The organism is Stenotrophomonas sp. GbtcB23, from assembly GCF_019091045.1.
GTDB classification, from domain to species: domain Bacteria; phylum Pseudomonadota; class Gammaproteobacteria; order Xanthomonadales; family Xanthomonadaceae; genus Stenotrophomonas; species Stenotrophomonas rhizophila_A.
This window is the reverse complement of record NZ_JAGXKC010000574.1, coordinates 1-246: the sequence shown is the minus strand read 5'-3', so window position 1 is coordinate 246 and position 246 is coordinate 1. Positions and strand designations below refer to the sequence as shown.

The 246-nt window shown below is 63.4% G+C and carries 1 protein-coding gene; it reads left to right on the top strand.

Annotated features, from left to right (window positions below; genetic code table 11):
• Positions 1 to 246 (top strand): Gfo/Idh/MocA family oxidoreductase (locus tag KVS69_RS20160; RefSeq protein WP_217540027.1); only part of this gene is annotated, 246 nt, incomplete at both ends.

Genomic DNA, 246 nt, shown 5'->3' with positions numbered 1-246 from the left:
GCCTTTGCTGCCCAATACCCGATCCCGCCAGGCGGCGATCTCGACGCCATCTTCGCGGACAAGGCGATTGAGGCCGTGCTCATCCTGACCCCGCCGAGCAGCCATCTGGAATTCGTCCGGCGCGCGGCGGCGGCGAGAAAACATATCCTGCTGGAAAAGCCGCTCGACATCAGCTTCGAACGCTCCGAGGCGATCGGGAAGGCCGCAAAGGATGCCGGCGTATTGGTTGGCATGGTCCTGCAGAAC